16 protein-coding genes are annotated in these 16636 nt (G+C 67.6%); 8 read left to right on the top strand and 8 right to left on the bottom strand.

Annotated features, from left to right (window positions below):
• Positions 1-79: 79 nt before the first annotated feature.
• Positions 80-3010 carry a glycine--tRNA ligase gene (locus tag ACIA8G_RS19930; RefSeq protein WP_396420551.1) on the top strand — a complete coding sequence of 977 codons (2931 nt, stop codon included), beginning with the start codon at positions 80-82 and terminating at the stop codon, positions 3008-3010.
• Positions 3011-3545: 535 nt separating this feature from the next.
• Here the strand turns inward: ACIA8G_RS19930 and ACIA8G_RS19925 are convergent.
• From ACIA8G_RS19925 to ACIA8G_RS19910, 4 genes are all read right to left on the bottom strand, one after another.
• Entirely contained in the window at positions 3546-4334 is a 789-nt protein-coding gene (locus tag ACIA8G_RS19925) for a chitosanase (protein WP_396420045.1), read from the bottom strand.
• Positions 4335-4507: 173 nt separating this feature from the next.
• Positions 4508-5293, bottom strand: coding sequence for a chitosanase (locus ACIA8G_RS19920; RefSeq protein WP_396420044.1), 786 nt, complete (start codon positions 5291-5293; stop codon positions 4508-4510).
• Positions 5290-5625: an alpha/beta hydrolase gene (locus ACIA8G_RS19915; protein WP_396420550.1), complete on the bottom strand. Its 336-nt coding sequence runs from the start codon at positions 5623-5625 to the stop codon at positions 5290-5292. Before ACIA8G_RS19915 ends, ACIA8G_RS19920 begins: the two co-directional genes overlap by 4 nt.
• A gap of 108 nt (positions 5626-5733) precedes the next feature.
• On the bottom strand, positions 5734-7446 hold the full coding sequence (locus tag ACIA8G_RS19910) for a S8 family serine peptidase (protein WP_396420549.1): 1713 nt from the start codon (positions 7444-7446) through the stop codon (positions 5734-5736).
• Positions 7447-7674: 228 nt separating this feature from the next.
• Between ACIA8G_RS19910 and ACIA8G_RS19905 the strand changes: the two genes are divergently transcribed.
• A complete protein-coding gene (locus ACIA8G_RS19905) occupies positions 7675-8778 on the top strand; it encodes a sugar ABC transporter substrate-binding protein (RefSeq protein WP_396420043.1) in 1104 nt (367 codons plus the stop codon).
• Positions 8779-8805: 27 nt separating this feature from the next.
• Here ACIA8G_RS19905 and ACIA8G_RS19900 read toward each other — a convergent pair whose 3' ends face one another.
• Complete coding sequence (locus ACIA8G_RS19900; protein WP_396420042.1) at positions 8806-9498, bottom strand: hypothetical protein; 693 nt, start codon at positions 9496-9498, stop codon at positions 8806-8808.
• A 79-nt stretch (positions 9499-9577) separates the two neighbouring features.
• The gene (locus tag ACIA8G_RS19895; protein ID WP_396420040.1) at positions 9578-9793 is read right to left on the bottom strand and encodes a hypothetical protein; all 216 of its coding nucleotides are present in this window, start codon (positions 9791-9793) and stop codon (positions 9578-9580) included.
• A 238-nt stretch (positions 9794-10031) separates the two neighbouring features.
• Here ACIA8G_RS19895 and ACIA8G_RS19890 point away from each other — a divergent pair, with 238 nt between their 5' ends.
• From ACIA8G_RS19890 to ACIA8G_RS19870, 5 genes are all read left to right on the top strand, one after another.
• A complete protein-coding gene (locus ACIA8G_RS19890; RefSeq protein WP_396420039.1) occupies positions 10032-10238 on the top strand; it encodes a cold-shock protein in 207 nt (68 codons plus the stop codon).
• 124 nt (positions 10239-10362) lie between these two features.
• The gene (locus ACIA8G_RS19885; protein WP_396420038.1) at positions 10363-11211 is read left to right on the top strand and encodes a glutamate ABC transporter substrate-binding protein; all 849 of its coding nucleotides are present in this window, start codon (positions 10363-10365) and stop codon (positions 11209-11211) included.
• Complete coding sequence (locus ACIA8G_RS19880) at positions 11208-11828, top strand: amino acid ABC transporter permease (RefSeq protein ID WP_396420036.1); 621 nt, start codon at positions 11208-11210, stop codon at positions 11826-11828. The genes ACIA8G_RS19885 and ACIA8G_RS19880 overlap by 4 nt, the downstream gene beginning before the upstream one ends.
• Complete coding sequence (locus ACIA8G_RS19875) at positions 11821-12588, top strand: amino acid ABC transporter permease (protein WP_396420034.1); 768 nt, start codon at positions 11821-11823, stop codon at positions 12586-12588. Before ACIA8G_RS19880 ends, ACIA8G_RS19875 begins: the two co-directional genes overlap by 8 nt.
• Positions 12569-13474: an asparaginase gene (locus ACIA8G_RS19870; protein WP_396420033.1), complete on the top strand. Its 906-nt coding sequence runs from the start codon at positions 12569-12571 to the stop codon at positions 13472-13474. The genes ACIA8G_RS19875 and ACIA8G_RS19870 overlap by 20 nt, the downstream gene beginning before the upstream one ends.
• On the opposite strand, the gene ACIA8G_RS19865 is transcribed toward ACIA8G_RS19870, so the two are convergent.
• Positions 13468-13920: an ester cyclase gene (locus ACIA8G_RS19865; RefSeq protein WP_396420032.1), complete on the bottom strand. Its 453-nt coding sequence runs from the start codon at positions 13918-13920 to the stop codon at positions 13468-13470. The genes ACIA8G_RS19870 and ACIA8G_RS19865 overlap by 7 nt on opposite strands.
• 68 nt (positions 13921-13988) lie before the next feature.
• On the opposite strand from ACIA8G_RS19865, the gene ACIA8G_RS19860 reads away from it, so the two are divergent.
• Positions 13989-14621 (top strand): TetR/AcrR family transcriptional regulator C-terminal domain-containing protein, encoded by a 633-nt coding sequence (locus ACIA8G_RS19860; protein WP_396420031.1) that lies wholly within the window; start codon positions 13989-13991, stop codon positions 14619-14621.
• Here ACIA8G_RS19860 and ACIA8G_RS19855 read toward each other — a convergent pair.
• Positions 14618-16627, bottom strand: a complete 2010-nt coding sequence (locus ACIA8G_RS19855) for an NPCBM/NEW2 domain-containing protein (protein ID WP_396420030.1) — start codon at positions 16625-16627, stop codon at positions 14618-14620. The two genes, ACIA8G_RS19860 and ACIA8G_RS19855, sit on opposite strands and share 4 nt — an antisense overlap.
• Positions 16628-16636: the final 9 nt, after the last annotated feature.

The following is a 16636-nucleotide window of genomic DNA, read 5'->3' as shown; positions in this document are numbered from 1 at the left end:
CACAGTGGCGAACACCACCTGATCCAGGGGCCTTGACCAGCGGTTTTGTCTGTTTCGTAGACTCGTCGCCGTGTTGACGATGCAGGACGCGCTGCTCGCGCTGACCAAGTACTGGACCGACCGAGGTTGCATCGTGGTGCAACCGTTCAACACGGAGGTCGGTGCCGGCACGCTGAACCCGGCGACCGTGCTGCGCGTGCTGGGTCCCGAGCCGTGGCGCGTGGCGTACGTGGAGCCGTCCGTGCGGCCCGACGACGCCCGCTACGGCGAGAACCCGAACCGGCTGCAGACGCACACCCAGTTCCAGGTGATCCTCAAGCCGGATCCGGGCGACCCGCAGGAGCTCTACCTCGGCTCGCTGGAGGCGCTGGGCATCGACGTGCGGGCGCACGACGTCCGGTTCGTCGAGGACAACTGGGCCTCGCCCGCGCTGGGCGCCTGGGGCCTCGGCTGGGAGGTGTGGCTGGACGGGCTGGAGATCACCCAGTTCACCTACTTCCAGCAGGCCGGCGGCATGACGCTCGACCCGGTGTCGGTGGAGATCACCTACGGCATCGAGCGGATCATGATGGCGCTGCAGGGCGTCGACCACTTCAAGAAGATCGCCTACGCGCCCGGCATCTCCTACGGCGAGGCGTTCGGCCAGTCCGAGTACGAGATGTCGCGGTACTACCTCGACGACGCGGACGTGGAGCGGAACAAGCGCCTCTACCAGGAGTTCGCTGGCGAGGCGCAGCGCATGATCGACGCACGGTTGCCGGTGCCGGCGCACAGTTTCGTGCTGAAGTGCTCGCACCTCTTCAACGTGCTGGACGCGCGAGGCGCGATCTCCACGACCGAGCGGGCTCGTGCGTTCGGTCGCATGCGCGGCCTGGCGCGGGAGGTCGCCAGGTTGTGGGCCGAGCGTCGTGAGGAGCTCGGTCATCCGCTTGGTGTGGCGGAGGTTCTCGCTCCCGCTGCGAAGCCTTCGTCCTTTGAGGACGTTGCCGCTCCGGCGACGTTGCTGTTCGAGATCGGCACCGAGGAACTGCCTCCGCACGAGGTGCTGCGGACCGTTGACGCGGTGCGTCTCGCTGTTGCCGCGAAGCTCGACGCGACCCGGCTGACGCACGGTTCCGTGACTGTGCACGGGACGCCGCGCCGGATCATCGTGCAGGTGCCCGCGGTGGCGCCGCGTGAGCCGGACGCCGAGCGCACGGTGCGTGGTCCCCGGGTTTCCGCTGCTTTCGACGGCGACGGCAACCCGACGAAGGCCGTGCAGGGCTTCGCTCGTGGCCAGGGCGCGGACGTCTCGGCGCTGGGTCGCGTCACCGAGAACGGCGTCGAGTTCGTCGCCCTGACCAAGACGGATGCCGGTCGTGGTGCCGTCGAGGTGCTGAGCGGGCTGCTGGCCGAGGTCGTCTCCGACCTGCGTGCCGAGAAGAACATGAAGTGGAACGACCCGAAGCTGTCGTTCACCCGCCCGATCCGCTGGCTGCTGGCCCTGCTGGGCTCCACTCCGGTGCCGGTCGTGGTGTCGTCGCTGGCTTCCGGCACTTCCACCCGCGTGCACCGGACTGCAGCGGCACCGGTGGTCGAGGTGTCCACTGCGGACGGTTACCTGGAGTTCCTCGCCGGGCACGGCATTCAGGCCGACGCCGCGGTCCGCGCTGCTTCGATCGTGGAGGCCGCGCAGTCGCTGGCGGCGTCCGTCGGCGGTGTCGTCGAGGTCGACGGGCTGCTGGACGAGGTGACGAACCTGGTCGAGTGGCCGACGCCGATCCTCGGCTCGTTCGAGGAGCGCTACCTCGAGCTGCCCGGCCAGATCCTCACCACGGTGATGCGCAAGCACCAGCGCTACCTGCCGGTCCGTTCGGCGGACGGCGCGCTGCTGCCGCACTTCGTGGCCGTGGCGAACGGTGTTGTGGACGCCGACCTGGTCCGGGCGGGCAACGAGGCCGTGCTGCGGGCGCGGTACGAGGACGCGGCGTTCTTCTGGCGCGCGGACCTCAAGACCCCGCTGGAGGAGATGAAGTCGGGCCTCGCGAAGCTGACGTTCGCGGACAAGCTGGGCTCCATGGCCGACCGCGCGGCCCGCATCGCCGCACTGGCCGGCCGTTTCGCAACGGTGGTCGACGTCGACCGCGAGACGCTGGACCGCGCCGGCGCGCTGGCCAAGTTCGACCTCGGCTCGCAGATGGTGATCGAGCTGTCGTCACTGGCCGGTGTGATGGCGCGCGAGTACGCGGCGCGGGCGGGGGAGACCCCGGACGTCGCGCTGGCGTTGTGGGAGATGGAACTCCCGCGCTCGGCGGGCGACACGCTGCCTTCCTCGGTGCCGGGTGCGTTGCTGTCGCTGGCGGACCGCTTCGACCTGCTGGCCGGCCTGTTCGGCATCGGCGCCCAGCCGACCGGTTCCTCGGACCCGTTCGGCCTGAGGCGCGCGGCGCTGGGCGCGGTGTCGGTGCTGCGGGCGTTCCCCGACCTGCGCGCGATCACCCTGCCGTTGGCGCTTTCGCTTGCCTCCGAAGGACTTGAGGTGTCGGCGGACGCGTTGGAGACGGCACGGGAGTTCGCGGTGCGCCGCTACGAGCAGGCGCTGCTCGACGCGGGCCACGACCACCGGTTCGTGCAGGCGGTGCTGCCGCTGGCCGACTCGCCGGTGCTGGCCGACGAGACGCTCACGCAGCTGGAGTCGTTGGCGGGCAACGAGTCCTTCGACGCTCTGGTGGCCGCTCTGCAGCGCGTGCGCCGGATCGTGCCCGCTGACGTCGCTGCTTCGTACGACGCCTCGGTGTTGTCGGAGCCGGCGGAAGTGGCGCTGCACAAGGCGTTCGACGGTGTCCCGCGGGATGTCGCCGGGCTGGCGGCGTTCGTCGCCGCTGCCGAGGGGCTGACCGGGCCGATCAACACGTTCTTCGACGAGGTGCTGGTGATGGCCGAGGACGCGGAGGTGAAGGCCGCGCGGCTCGGGTTGCTGGCGTCGATCCGGGACTTCGCCGCACCGGTGCTGGACTGGACCCAACTGTAGGAACGAACCACGAAAGGGGCGGTCCACTCGGGCCGCCCCTTTCGTGTGTTCGCCGCCCGTTTGAGGGGTGTGACGTCGGTCATCCCGGTGGGAGTCTGACCAGCGTGTTTGAGTGCCTGTGAATTACTGCCGTCAATCTGACCTGGGAGTATGCATCTCTTGAGGAGGAGGCGCGACGCTGGCCAGCGCAGTTCGTTGGTTTACGAAGGTCAGGCGCGGCCCGGTTACCGAAACTTGAGCCTCAGCACTTCATCTGACTCGACATCACGGATGGACTTCGTGCGATCGTTGGGATGTAAAGACAACGAAGCGCGGGAGATGCCCATGTGGTCGAGCGTCGCGATCCTCGGCCCGTTGGCCACCCTTGTCCTCGTCGCGGCACGTGCGATGAGTCGCAGCCGAGCGCTGGAGTTGTTGATCGCGTTGCGCGGCACGCGTCCAGAGCAGCGGCCCGCCATCATCCAGGCGTTGAACGCAAGTGCGCCAACGGGAAGAGGGGCGCCCCGCTCGGAGCGCCCCTCTTCGACCACGAAGACTAGTTGATCTGGTAGCTGTCGCCGTAGACCTTCCACTTGAGCGGAGTCTTGAGGTCGAGGTTGCCCGCCTTGAGCCACACGCGCTGCGCGGTCTCGATGCGGGTGACGTCCTCGTGCTCGGGCTCCTGCTTCATGGCCCACACGCGGGCGTCCATGAACGCGTTGAGCCACGTGGTCTCGTTGCCGCCCTGCGACGGCGGCTTCGCCTTGCCCAGCGCGCGCTTGCGGATACTGCTGAAGCTCAGCCTGTCGCCACCGTCACCGTGCACGACGATCGCGTCGTAGTAAGCGAACTGGCCCAGGGCGCGCACGCCGTCGGCCTTGCCCTGCTTCACGGCCGGGTTGAAGTACACCCGGTCGCGCTCGGACTCCTGCGCCGCCTTGAACACGGAGTCCTTGGCCGCGGTCTTCCAGTCCTTGGTGTAGTTGGGGTCGAGGCCCGCGTGCGAGTCCGTCCCGTTCACCTTGCGCAGTGCGGGCAGGTACTTCTCCAGCACGTTGCCGGGCTTGCGCTGCTTGTACGACTCGACCAGGTCGAGCATGTCACCGGTACCGCTGCAGAACCCGATGATGCCCGCTGTGTAGCCGCGACCGTCGTCGATGTCCTCGATGTAGCCGAACTGGGCGCGCCAGTCCAAAGAGGAGTTCTCCGCGCTGGACACGATCTGCATCGCGATGTCCTTGAGGCGCGGTTCGTTCAGATCGGCCGCCGAAGCGGTCGTCGCGGTGGTGGTGATGAGAGCGGCGCACGCCAGCAGCGCGGCCGCGATGCGACCAGAGATTTTCACGAATTTCCTCCGGGGCAGGGATGGTGTGGGTCCCGGGCGGCGTGGAGGCAACGGTAAGGGGTCCATACCTTTATTGGCAAGAGGGTTTACTAATTCGCGAAACGGACAGTTCGTCATCCTGGTGCAATCCGGCGGAAACGTCTGCCTCGCAAACGTTTCCGCCGGACGATTCATCACCAGATCTCGTAGTAATCCCCGTAGACGTGCCACTGGAGCGGCCGTTCGAGGTTGAGCTTTCCTTCGTTCAGGAACCGGCGCTGGGCCGTGTCGACCCGGCTGGTGTCCTCGTGCGCGGGCTCCTGCTTCATGGTCCACGCCCGTGCGTCGAGGAACGCGTGCAGCCACTGCGACTCGCTGCCGCCCTGGGCCGGCGGACGGGCCCCGCTGTTGAGCGCGCGCTGGCGGATGCTGGAGAAGTCCAGGTCACCCCAGCCGTCACCGTGCATCACGATGGCGTCGTAGTAGATGAACTGACCCAACGCCTGCACGCCGTCCTGCTTCGCCCGGTTCACCGCCGGGTTGAAGTAGACGCGGTCGCGCTCGTGCTCCTGCGCCCCCTGGAAGGTGCCGTCCTGGGCAGCCGCGCGCCAGTCGTTCTGGAAGTGCGGGTCGAGGCCGTCGTGCGACGGGGTGCCGTTCACGCGTTCCAGGGCTGGGAGGTACTTCTCCAGCACGTTGCCCGGCCGCCAGTCGCGGTAGAGGCGGACGAGGTCGAGCATGTCGCCGGTGCCGCTGCAGAACCCGATGATGCCGGCGGTGTAGCCGCGGCCGTCGCCGATGTCCTCGACGTAGCTGAACTGGGCGCGCCAGTCCTTTGAGGAGTTCTCCGCAGAGGACACGATCTGCATCGCGATGTCCTTGAGATGCGGTTCGTTCAGGTCGGCCGCCTGCGCGGTGCCGGGAGTGATGAGCGCGGCTGCGCAGAGAACCGTGGCTGTCAGCCTTGTAAACGTCTTCATGCCGCTCCGTTCCACAGTGGAATCGGCGGCGACGTGGGGGTGACCGTAGCGTGGGAGCGGTTGCACCACAAGGGTCGGCCGGTTTCGGCGGTGCACTTGAGATCGTGCGCCGGACGCTGCCCGCCGAGGAGGTACTCGGTCACCTTGTCGTTGGCGCACCTGTTCTTGCCGGTCAGGTAAGCACCGTGCCCGCCCTGGTCGACGGTCAGCAACGCCGCCCAGTCTCCGAAAGCGCGACGCATCGTGCGGGCGCCGGCCAGCGTCCCCCTGATCCTCGGCTCGTCGACGCGGTCGCGCCGACACGTCCAGTGGAAACCATGCCGCTGCGGCACGGTCAACGCTGGAGGGATCTTTCCGGCGAACGAGTGGGCGGGTGTTCACTTTCGGCGCATGCAAAAGGCTCCCGGCCAAGACCGGGAGCCTTTGCACTACAACGAAAGTCAGATGAACTGACCGCCGCGGGTGACCGCGCCGTAAGCGTCCACGATGCCGTGACCGTAGAAGCCGTTGAACTTCGAGTCACCCTCGCAGGTCGCGTCGAACTCGGCCGGGCGACCGACCGGGACGTACGTGACGGTGCGCGGGTTCGGGCAAGCACGCTGGATCGCGGTCTTGTACAGAACCTTCTCGACCTTGTCCGGGTCGAGGGTCAGGCCGGGACGGCCCTTGTCCTTCTTGCCGTACTGGCTGACGATCAGCGCCGCCACACCAGCCGCGTGCGGGGCGGCCATCGAGGTGCCCTGCAGGAACTGGTAGTAGCCGACCTTGTCGCCGTCCACGGCCTTCTTCACACCCGCGGCCAGGCCGGCCGGGGTGATGTTGCCGGCCTCGTCGATCGCGCCCTCGGCGAGAGCGACGTTGCGCGGGTAGGTCGACAGGATCATGTTCTCGTTGGTGCGGTACCACGGCGTGCCGAGGCCGTCGCGGAAGTAGCCGCCGGGAGCCGAGATCGCGGTCTGCTCGAGGCCGTAGTTCGAGTAGTCGGCCTTGGAGGTCGACGGGCCCAGAGACGACACCGAGATCACGTGGTTGCCCTCGGTGGGCAGGTTGAGGCAGGTCGCGTTGTCGACCGGCCGCGGCCGGGCGTGGCCCGGCGGGTAGTTCGGGCTCACGATGTCCTGGCGCGGCTTGCCCAGGTCCTCGTGGTTGTTGCCCGCCGCACCGATCAGCGTGACGCCCTTGCGGTGCGCGTAGTTCAGCGCGCGCTGCACGGACGCGATGATCGTGCGCTGCTCCAACTGCTCCTCGGGCGTGGCCGAGGCGTCGTTGATGCAGTTCATGTACCACGGGTCGACGTAGAACGACATGTTGATCACGTCGAGGCCGATGTCGGCACCGTAGGTCAGCGCGTCGACGACCGGCTGCAGGAAGAACGAGCCTGCGTCCTGGCCGCCGCGGATGTTCACCAGCGACACGTTCGGCGCGACACCGGAGATGCCGAAGCCGTTGGCCGCGGCACCGATGGTGCCGGCGACGTGCGTGCCGTGGCCGCCGTCGTCGTGGTTCGCCGGGTCGACGCAACCGCGGAACTCACACGGGCCGTCGAAGACGCCACCGTCGGAGTCGTTGGGGATGTCGACGGTGAAGTTGCGCGACAGCTCGTTGTTGAAGTTCGGCGCGATGTCCGGGTGCGTGCCGTCCACACCGGTGTCGAGAATGCCGACGTACACGCGCTTGTCACCGGCCTGCTTGGCTCGCGCGATGTTGGAGCGCACGAGGTTCAGGCCCCACAGGTCGCCGTCCAGCGGGTCCATGCCCGCGGTCGACTTCGAGGAAGCCGGAGCCTTGGCGGCCTGCTCCGACTTGTTCTCCTTCTCGACGTTGTCGCGCTTGGTCTTCTCGGCCTTGCTCGTGGCGGGAGCGTGGCCGATGGGCTTGGACCGAGCCGCACCGACGATCTGGTCCGACGCGGACACCTTCTCCGCGAAGCCGGTCGCGGGCGCCTTGACGGTCAGCACACCCACGGCGTCGTTGGACCTGACGACCTCACCACCGGCCTTCTGCACGGCGTCGATCGCGTAATCGCGGTTGCCGGGCTGCTCGAGCAGCACGGTGTACTCCGTGTCCTTCTGCTGCGATCCGGCCGAGGCCGGCGCTGCCCCCGCCGCCGATGTACCCGCTGCGATCAGCGACACCGTCGCCGCCACCGCCATCACGGTTCTGCGCGTTCTCACCTAGCTGTCTCCTCACACCCGGTCAGGGCTGGATCCAACAACATGGAGCGACCCCCGATTGCCGCCCAAGTGCAGCACACTGACACGAAAATTTCGCTAGCATCAGCGCCTTTCGTACGGAATCGAACTGTAGCCGATCGGAAGCGGAGCGTGATGGGTGCGAACAAATCTTGACTTAACAACATTCAAGCGATGAACTCCGCGTTTATGCGAAGACGGGTAATGGCAACGTCGGCGTGCCTGCTTCTTCTCCTCTCTGCCTGCGGTGAAGCAGGTCAGGGTGCTCCGACGCTGCCCGCGCGTGGACCCAAACCAATCGTCGGGGTAATCCTTCCCGACCGAACGACATCCACGCGGTGGGAAGAACAAGATCGGCCGCTGTTGAGCCAGGCGTTCAACTACGCGGACATCGAACCGTTCATGGAGAACGCGGAGGGCGACGAGGCGAAGTTCGCGCAGATCGCAGACGAGATGATCCGCCGCAAGGTGAAGGTCCTGATGATCACGCCGTTGTCGGCTGCCGGTGGACTCGCGGTGCAGAAGAAGGCAAAAGCTGCGAACATCCCGGTCATCGACTACGACCGGGTGACGCTCGGCGGTCAGGCCGAGTACCACGTGGGCTTCGACAGCGTGAACGTCGGCCAGCTCCAGGCGGACGGTCTGCTCGCCTGCCTCGGTGACAAGCCGGGCGCCCAGATCATCGAGATCGAGGGTGCGCCGACCGACCACAACGCCACGTTGTTCACCCAGGGCCAGAAGTCGCGGCTGTCCTCGAAGTACGACAGCGGCGCCCTCAAGCTGGTGAAGTCGCAGCCCGTCGCGGACTGGGACAACAAGCTCGGCGGCCAGCTGTTCGAGGAGATCCTGAGCGGCAACAACAACAAGGTTGACGGCGTGGTCGCGGCCAACGACGGCCTGGCCGGCGCGGTCATCGAGGTGCTCAGACGCAAGGGACTGGCCGGCAAGGTGCCGGTGACCGGACAGGACGCCACTGTGGACGGCCTGCGTGCCGTGCTGCGCGGCGACCAGTGCATCACCGTCTACAAGCCGGTGCGTGACGAGGCCGAGGCCGCCGCCAGGCTGGCCATCGCGATCGCCCGCGGTGACCTGGAGGGTGCCGACGACCTGGCCACGGGCAACCTGCGTGACCCGGTCTCGCGGCGCGACATGAAGTCCGTGCTGCTGGGCGCGACGTTGATCAAGAAGGACAGCGTGCGGACGCTGGTGACCGAGGGCATCATCAAGGCCCAGGAACTGTGTGCCGGTGACCTCGCGCAGGCGTGCGTGCAGCAGGACATCGTCGGAGGGTGACCGTCACGACCTGCCTGGCCCGAGGGTCTAGTCAGGCAGGTCGTGACGTCCCGAGATGAACTCCTGCACGGCGATCTTCGCCCGGATGATCGGCTGCCGGATGCGCGCCTCCCGCCGGTAGGCGCGCGACAGCTTGCGCGAGCCCTCCGGGTAACGCCAGCGTGCCCACGGTGAGCCCGGCCGGGCCAGCCGCACGGCCCCCACCGCGGGCACCACCGGCACCAGCAGGCCGAGCAGTCCGGTCCAGATCTTGCCCTTGAGCAGCGCCGCGATCGCGAAGCACAGGTTCACCCCGATCGCGATCAGCCGGACCGTGAAGGTGTCCGACGGCGTCGTCTCCGGGTTGAGCTGCAGCACGTCGTCGTAGCCGAGCGGGCGCGCACCCAGCAGGAACAGCCCGGTCAGCCCCACGGCGAGGAACACGGCGTCAACGGACAGCCGGCCCGCCTTCGTCCAGTACACGTCCCTGAGGTGCAGGATCAGCGCGAACTCGTCCAGCACCAGCGCGGCGCCCACGCCCAGCCCCGCCGCGGCCGCCAGCCGGGCGCCGTACAGGTCGTCCGGGATCACCAGACCGGTCACGCTGGACAGGAGCAGCAGCACGGTGCCGAACACGACGTGATGCACGTGCGTGTCGCCGTGCACGATGTTTCGCGGCCACCAGCGCACCTTGGCGCGGATCATGCGCACGCTGATGCGGATGAACACGAATGTGGTCACCAAGCCGACGAAGAAGAAAAGCAGTCTTTCGCTGCCGGTCAAGCACGGCCCCCTGGGTCAACGACCCATCAGGTTACCGTCACCGCTCGTCGTCGGCCTTTCCGTACACCTTGCCGATCTGGAACAGGGTGCCGCGCACGGGGCCGGAGTTGGTGTTCGTGATGATGTCGCCGGTCCTGCCGCGCCTCTTCGCGGTCTCGGCCCTGATCATGGCCGTCTGGACGCGCGCGTACAGGCCGCCGGCCACCGCCGGCGCGACCGTCACCGTGATCGACATCGTCGTGAGCTCCGGCACGGTCACCTCCGCGGGGTCATTTGGGCTCTCACGGTAGCAGCGCGAATGACGGCTCGACGATGACCGGGGAGGCGTGGTTGACTGTCGTTGGTCGTACGTTTTCGTGTTCGTGGCACCACGCTCGCGCAAAACGAGGTCGCGAGCGTGAGGTTTCTCCAGGTTCCGGAGGGGTCGCCGTTCCGGCTTGACCCGGTGGTCGCGAGGGCGATCCGGCACCTGTCAGAGGAGAAGTAGCAAGATGGCAGTACAGGGCACCGTGAAGTGGTTCAACGCGGAGAAGGGCTTCGGCTTCATCTCCCCTGACAATGGTGGCGCCGACGTGTTCGTCCACTACTCGGAGATCCAGGCGAACGGCTACAAGTCTCTCGAGGAGAACCAGCGGGTCGAGTTCGAGATCGGTCAGGGCCAGAAGGGCCCGCAGGCGCAGGGCGTTCGCCCGGTCTGAGCTGACTGAGTTCCGGAACCGCTGTCCCCAGGCCGGGGGCAGCGGTTTCGTTGTCTTCTGGACTGGACAACCCGCAGGACAACCTCTTGTGTCCGGTTGATCGCCGTGAGTAGTTTCGGCCGCTATGGGGAGACTGCTGCTGATCGCGTTGTTGCTCGTGGCGGGATGTTCGGCCGCTCCGGAGGCTGAGAAGTCGAGTGGGCCGGTGTTCAGCGGCACGGTCGCCGAAGGCTCCACGGTGGACAAGATCCGCAAGCGTGGTGTGCTGAAGATCGGCGGGTCGCAGGACGCCCCGCTGCTGTCCCAGCTGGACCCGGTGTCGGGCCGGTTGACCGGATTCGACGCGGAGCTGGGCCGGTTGCTCGCGCAGTACATCCTCGGCTCGCCGAAGACCGAGCTGGTGACCGCGACGTCCGAGACGCGGGAGCCGTTGCTGGGCAACGGAACCGTGGACGTGATCCTGCAGACGTACACGATCACGCCCGCGCGCAAGGAACGCGTGGCGTTCGCCGGGCCGTACTACCAGTCCGGGCAGGCGATCGCGGTGCGCAAGGGCTCCGCGGGCATCTCGAAGCCGGAGGACCTGGCGGGCAAGACCGTGATCGCGGGTGCCAACACCCCGGCGATCGCGGCGATTCGTGAGGCCGCGCCGACCGCGAAGATCGTCGAGTTCTCCTCCGACCCCGAATGCGTGACCGCGCTGAAGCAGAGCCGTGGTGACGCGTACGTGCAGGACCAGGCGATTCTCGTCGCGGACGCGAGCAAGGACAGCGAGCTGCAGCTGGTCGGCGAGCCGTTCACGGTCGACCCGTACGGCATCGGGATCAAGCACGGTGACGAGGAGTTCACGAAGTTCGTCAACGACTGGCTGCGCGAGATCCAGAAGACCGGGCTGTGGCAGGACGCGTGGAAGAAGTCGATCGGCACCGTCGTGCGCGGTGATGCTCCTGCTCCGCCCGCGATCACCCCATGAGCCTTGTCCTCGAAGGGTTTCTCACCACAGTTCTGCTGACGTTGCTGTGCTTCGGTACCGCGCTGGTCGTGGGCCTGCTCGTGACCGTGCTGCGGATCGCTCCGGTGCCGGTGCTGCGCGGCGTTGGCGCGGTGTACGTGGAGGTCTGGCGGAACGTGCCGCTGCTCGCGTGGCTGGTGCTGTTCGTGTTCGGGCTGCCGGAGATCGGGCTGACGTTCTCGTTGTTCTGGAGTGCGTTCCTGGCGATCTCGTTGTACGAGGCCGCGTACGTGGCGGAGGCGCTGCGGTCCGGGGTGAACTCGGTCGCGCACGGGCAGGGTGAAGCCGCACGGGCACTGGGACTCACGTTCCGGCAGTCGCTGCGGCACGTGATCGTTCCGCAGGCCACGCGCCGGGTCGTGCAGCCGCTCGCGAACATCGCCATCGCGCTGACGATGGCGACAGCGCTGGCCGGTGCGGTCGGTGTGGTGGAGCTGACGCGGGCGGCGAACCGGATCAACCTCGACATCGCCCGTCCGCTGCTGGTGTTCACCGGTGCCGGCCTGTGCTACCTGGCGCTGGCGGGCGGGATCGGGTTGCTGGCAGGGCTCGTGGAACGGCGGTGGTCGCGTGTTTGACCCACCTGGGCCGCGGGCGCGCCGGCGGGTGTTCTGGATCAGCGTCGTGTCCGTTGTGGTCGTCGCGGGCCTGATCGCGTTGGCGCTGCGGCAGTTCGCCGTCAACGGTCAGCTCGACGCCGCGAAGTGGCGGCCGTTCCTCACCTGGCCGGTGTGGCGGTACCTGTTCAACGGCCTGGGTTCGACCGTGCTGGCCGCGGCGGCGACGGGGGTGCTGGCGATGGCGGGTGGCGTCCTGCTCGCGCTGTGGCCGAACCGCTTCACCCGCGGCTACACCGAGCTGATGCGCATGATCCCGGTGCTGCTGCTCGTGTACGTGATGCTGTTCGTGCTGCCGTCGTACGGACTTGACCTGCCGTTGTTCTGGAAATTGGTGGTACCGCTCGCTTTCTCGCACGCGGCGGCGTTCGGCGTCATCTTCCGAGCGGGTGTGCAGGCGGTCGATCCCGGCCAGCGCGAGGCCGCGTTGTCGCTGGGCTTCACCGAGACCGCGGCACGGCGGGTCGTGGTGCTGCCACAGGCGGTGCGGCACATGGCGCCGTCGCTGGTGACGCAGTCCATCGGGCTGCTGAAGGACACCGCGCTCGGGTTCGTGGTCAGCTACACGGAGCTGTTGTTCAACGGCAAAGTGCTGGCCACGTTCAACGGCCTGCTCATCCAGACCTACATCGTGATCGCTGTGCTGTACCTCGTCGTCAACCTCACCCTGTCGGGGCTGTCGCGCTACCTGGAGGCCTCCCTTGTCCGCACTGCTCGCTGAGGTAACCCGGTCCGATTTCGTGGAGAGCCTGCACCACGGCAGCGTGGTCGGCCTGCGCCCGGACGGCTCGGTCGGCGTGGCCGTGGGCGACGTCGCCGCCGCGGTGCTGCCGCGGTCGTGCATGAAACCCTTCCAGGCCTTGGCGTGCCTGTCCGCCGGGACGCCGCTCGCCGGGCCCGCGCTGGCGATCGCGGCCGGCTCGCACACCGGCGAGAACCGGCACGTGGAGCTGGTGATGCAGCTGCTCGGCGGGCTGCCGGTGGGACTGCTGCGCTGCCCGGCGTCGTGGCCGGAGGACGAGGAGACCCGGCAGCGGCTGACCGAACCGTCCAGGGTGCGGATGAACTGCTCCGGCAAGCACGCGGCGATGCTGGCGGCGTGCGTGGCGGCCCGGTGGCCGACCCAGACCTACCTGGAACCGACGCATCCGTTGCAGCAGAAGGTGATGCGGACGCTGGAGGACCTCTCCGGCGAGTCCGTCTCGCACACGGCGGTCGACGGGTGCGGGGCGCCGGTGTTCGCGGTGTCGTTGCAGGGCTTGGCGCGCGCGGTGCAGGGGCTCGTGCGGACGCCCGTGGCCACCGCCATGCGCGAGTTCCCCGAGTACGTCGGGGGAACCGGGCACGTGAACACCGTCGTGATGCAGCTGCTGCCGGGAGTGGTGGCCAAGGGCGGTGCCGAAGGCGTGCTCGTGCTGGGCACCGCGGCCGGGCACGCGGTCGCGGTCAAGGTCCTCGACGGCAATCCCCGCGCCACCACGGCGATCGGGCTGACGGCGCTGGCCGCGCTGGGCTACGACGTGTCACCCGCCAAGGAACTCCTGTCCGTGCCGGTTCTCGGCGGTGGCCAGGTCGTCGGCGAGGTGCGGGTCGTCGGTGTTCAGTAGGGCCCGAGGTATTCGTCGGGGGCGTCCAGCAGGCCGAGCTGGGCCATGACTGTCGCGCTGTCGCCGTACACCCGTTCGCAGACCAGCACGTCCTTCTCGAACAGGAAGAAACCCACCATCCTGACCTTGAAGGACTTGTTCGTCGGTTCCTCACCGAGAAGGCTGCCCATGTGCGTGCCCTGCAACTCGAACTCGACGATCACCGCGTTGTCCGCGTGGTGGATGTCGATGACCTTGTTGCGCTGGTCGGGGAACGCCGCCATGGTCCGCTGCCAGTACGCGCGCACCTCCTCCACGCCGTCCAGCACCTGGCCTGATGCCATGATCTCGTACCGCGGGTGCGGAAACGCGTTCAGGGAGGTGTCGAAGTCGAAGTCGTTCTGGCATTCCATGTGCTCCAGGACGATCGCCTCACGCAGCGCTCTGAGCGCCTTGGATTCGGTCATGCCGGCCGACCCTCCTACGTACGCCGTACGTCGCACGGAAGCTACTCCACGTCGTATCGTTTCCGCCAGTGTCCTCCTCACGTGAACCGTTGACCCGTGCCCGCATCGTGGATGCGGCTGTGCGGTTGATCGAACGTGAGGGCGTGGAGGCCGTCTCGATGAGGCGTCTCGCCGCCGAACTGGGCGCTGGAACCATGTCTTTGTACAACCACGTGCCGAACAAGGCCGTGCTGGTCGACCTCGCCGCCGAGCGAATCATGGCAGAGGCCAGGCCCTACCACGTCGACAGCGACGACTGGCGTGATCACATCCGCGCGCACGCGCGTGCGGTGCGCGATCTGGCGCGGCAGCATCCCCGCGCGTTCGTGATGCTGGCGACGCGGCGGCTCAGCACCGAGGCCGGTTTCCGGACCATCGAGGCCGCGCTGATGAACTTCGACAGAGCGGGTTTCCGGGGCAAGGTCGCCGTCGGGATGATGCGGGCGATGGTGTCCTACATGCTGGGCACGTTGATGAGGGAGGTCGCGACCTCGCCGGAGCTCGGCGGGATCGCGCTCTCACCGTACGAAGGTGTCGAGGCCACGGCGTTCCCGTTGTCGGCCGAGGTGATCGACGAACTGGGCACCTACGACCACGATCACGAGTTCGAGTTCGGTCTCGAACTCATGATCGCGGCCCTGGAGCGCTACCAGACCGACTAGCAGGTGATCTTGAGGTCACCCCAGTCGGCGTGGTCGTAGGACTTGCCGTTGCCGCCGTCGAGGACGACCAGGCGCACCACCGTGGCTTTGGACACGTTGGCCTCCAACGACTTCGCGGCGTCCGTGCCGCTGACCGGGCCGCTGTCGTAGACCAGGGTGGCGTCCGCCCACACCTGGTAGCTGACGAGGCTGAGCGCGTTGACCTTCTTGTCGTCGATGCCGATGGTCGCCGTCAGCTTCGAGCACGCGCCGCCCGCGTAGTACTCGACGTGGGCGGGGGCGTGCGTGCCAAGGCCCTTCGCGAACACCTTGCCGCGGATGGTGATCGGGCCGCCGTCACCGGCCTTCGCCTCGCCGTTGGTGGTGTTGACCTCGACGGGACCGTGGCCGTTGGCGCTGCGCAGCCACTTCAGGTCGCTGACGAAGAGATCGCCCTTCGGTGCCGCGCCGGGTACCAGTGCCTCGGTGCTGTACTGCCTGGTCACCGGGTTGTTCTCGTGCGGGGAGTGGTAGGTGAAGCTCGCGCTGACCGGGAAACGGCCTTCCTTCGCGTCGGCGGGCACGGTGACCTGCCAGGTCGTCTTGAAGGTCTTCTGGCCGGGCAGGACCGCCTTGAAGCTGGTCGTGGTGGCCTTCGCGGTCCAGCCTTGAGGAACGGCGAGGGTGGCCTGGATCAGCGCGATCGGCAGGCGGCCGGAGTTGGTCACCGAGGTCGTGTAGGTGACGGTCTTGCCGGGCTGCACGATCGGCAGTGCGCCGGGGTAGAGGATCTCGCCGTCGGCGGCCGTGGTGATGGCCGGCGGGTAGCGGTACCAGTCCTTCGCCGCGCTGACGCGGAACATCGCGGAGCCGTGCGGGGGCAGGGCGGCGCTGATCGGGCCGGCGGTGTGCGTGGTGGTCTTGGCCCACAGGTCGCGGACCTTGTAGCCGCCTGCCTGGGTGAGACCCAGCTCCTGGGCTGTCACGGACATGTTGGCGGCGCTGTCGTTCTCGTTGAACAGCAGCACGGCCTTGTCGCCGTTGCTCAGCGGCTTCACCAGGACGTGGTTGCCGCCCTGGTTGCGAACGACCTTGCCCTGCACGCCGAGCTTGTCCTGGTTGACGGCGATGACCTCGCGGTTCTCCAGGATCTCGAACGTCTCCGGCGTGACCTTGCGCAGGTCGGCGCCGATCAGCAGCGGGGCGGCCATGATCGACCAGAGGCTGAAGTGGCTGCGGTACTCCAGATCCGTCATACCGCCGTTGCCGACCTCGAGCATGTCCGGGTCGTTCCAGTGGCCGGGGCCCGCGTAGTCGGCGAGCTCCATGTTGCGCTTGGCGATCGAGACCATGGAGTTCCAGTTGTCGCTGATGTCGCCGGTGGTGCGCCAGAGGTGGCCGACGTCCTTCGCCCACTCCCACGGCTTGTTCTGGCCCCACTCGCAGAGGCTGAACACGATCTTGCGGCCGGTGGCGTTGAGGGCGTCGCGCATCTTGGTGTAGCGGAGCTTCGCGTCGACGCCCTGGTTGTTGCAGTTGTCGTACTTGAGGTAGTCGACGCCCCAACTGGCGAACAGCTCGGCGTCCTGCTCCTCGTGGCCGAGACCGCCGGGGAAGCCCGCGTCCCTGTTGCAGGTCTTGATGCCGGCCGACGTGTAGATGCCGAACTTGAGGCCCTTGCCGTGCACGTAGTCGGCGACGGCCTTGATGCCGTTGGGGAACCTGACCGGGTGGGGGACGAGGTTGCCGTCGGCGCCGCGTTCGGGCAGGGCCCAGCAGTCGTCGATGTTGACGTACTCGTAGCCGGCGTCCTTGAGGCCCTTGTTCACGAAGATGTCGGCGATGCCCTTGACCATCTCTTCGTTGAAGTCGTTGCGGCAGTGCGTGGTGTTCCAGTTGTTGAAGCCCATCGGCGGCGTCAGGGCCAGCTCGGGCTTGGACGTCTGCGCCTGGGCCTGGGGTGCGATGAGGGTGCCTGCGGCGATCAGGGCTGCGACTGCGGCCGTGCGCCATCTGCGGTGATCCACGTGCACGCG

Origin of the sequence: Lentzea sp. NPDC051213 (genome assembly GCF_044455585.1) — a bacterium.
In the GTDB taxonomy this organism is placed as follows: Bacteria; Actinomycetota; Actinomycetes; order Mycobacteriales; family Pseudonocardiaceae; genus Lentzea.
This window is presented reverse-complemented; position numbering and strand designations above follow the sequence as displayed.